The organism is Ralstonia sp. TCR112, assembly GCF_007997035.1.
Lineage (GTDB): Bacteria > Pseudomonadota > Gammaproteobacteria > Burkholderiales > Burkholderiaceae > Ralstonia > Ralstonia edaphi.
Genome location: NZ_VOSS01000234.1, coordinates 1 through 1,498, shown reverse-complemented (window position 1 = coordinate 1,498; position 1,498 = coordinate 1). Strand labels below are relative to the sequence as shown.

The 1,498-nt window shown below is 66.4% G+C and carries 1 protein-coding gene; it reads left to right on the top strand.

Annotated features, from left to right (window positions below; translation table 11 throughout):
- A partial coding sequence (locus tag FUT88_RS25560) for a FimV/HubP family polar landmark protein (RefSeq protein ID WP_147219343.1) occupies positions 1 to 1,469 on the top strand: 1,469 nt, incomplete at its 5' end.
- Between the last annotated feature and the right edge of the window lie 29 nt (positions 1,470 to 1,498).

Sequence of the window (1,498 nt, the reverse complement as noted above, 5' to 3'; positions counted from 1 at the left end):
CGTCGGCACCGCAGGCGGCCAGCGCCCCGGTGGCAGCTGCTTCCGCGCCCGCCGCCGCGCCGAAGAAGGCACCGGTGGTTGTGGCCCCGCCGCCCCCGATTCAAGAAGAATCGTTCCTCTCGTCGTTGCTGGGCAACCCGATGGCCCTGGGCCTGGGTGGCTTGGTCGTCGCGCTGCTGGGCGGTCTGGTGGTGTATCGCCGTCGCCAGCAGAAGCCTGAGCAGGCACATGGCTTCCAGGACAGCTTGCTGTCACAGGAAAGCACCGTGATGGCGGGTGCCAACTCGCTGTTCGGCGCCGCCGGCGGTCAAAGCGTCGACACCTCGCAGCACAGCGTGTTCGGTGCGGATTTCCGCATTGGCGGCGGCAACGAGAGCAACGAGGTCGACCCCATCGCCGAAGCCGATGTCTACATCGCCTACGGTCGCGACGTGCAAGCCGAAGAAATCCTGCGCGAGGCACTGGAGCAGCATCCGGAGCGCCAAGCCATTCGCCTGAAGTTGATGGAAATTTACGCCAATCGTCAGGATGCCCATGGCTTCCAGACCATTGCTGAAGAGATGCTGGCGCAAGTTGGCGCGTCCTCGCCGGAATGGGCGGAGGCTGCCGCAATGGGCCGCAAGTTCGATCCGGCCAACCCGCTGTATCTGACGGTGCAGGGCGACGGAAGCCATCCGGGTGCCGAAGCGCACGCAGAGCCCAGCCATGCAGGTGCCGCGGTTGCAGGCGCCGCTGCGCTGGCGGGTGTGGGCGCCGCGGTGGCCGCCGAAGCCTTCAGCCCGACGGTGACGGGGCAGACCACCCGTCGCGGTGATGACTGGACGACACTGTCTCCGGATCTGGATCCGTCCGCGCCGTCGACCAAGGCACCGCAACTGGCCGATTTCGATCTGCCGCTGGAGTCGTTCCCGGCACCCGCAGCGGGCGAGCCGATCACCGCGCCGGAAGAGGCCTCGGATATCTTCAAGGTGCATGCCGAACCTGAAGCCGATCTGCCGCAGTTCAATGCGCACGCTGGCGAGGCTTATCAGCCTGTTGCCGCGCCGCCGCTGCATATGGATCTGTCGGACCTGTCGCTCGACTTAAATCCGACGCCGCCCGCGGCGGAAACGGCGGCGCCTGCAGCATCGGCCGCTGCAGAGGAAGGCCTGCCGAGTTGGGCGCAGCCGACCGATCTGTCGCAGGCCCCGATGCACTTCGAATCCGAGCCGCATCACGCAGAGCATGCAGAGCTTGCCAACGACGAGCCGCAATCGGCCATCCGTCTGGACACCAACCTCCCGCACACGCTGTCCGGCGAGCATGGTGCCGACGGGGTGCGCGATCTGCAGATCAAGTTCGATCTGGCCAAGGCCTACATCGAGATTGGCGACAAGGAAGGCGCTCGCGAACTGCTGCAGGAAGTGCTGGACCTGGGCGATCCGTCGTTCCACGCCGAGGCGCAAGCCTTGATGCGCCAGATCGGCTGACGCACCGCGTTCTACGCCATCGACAGCGC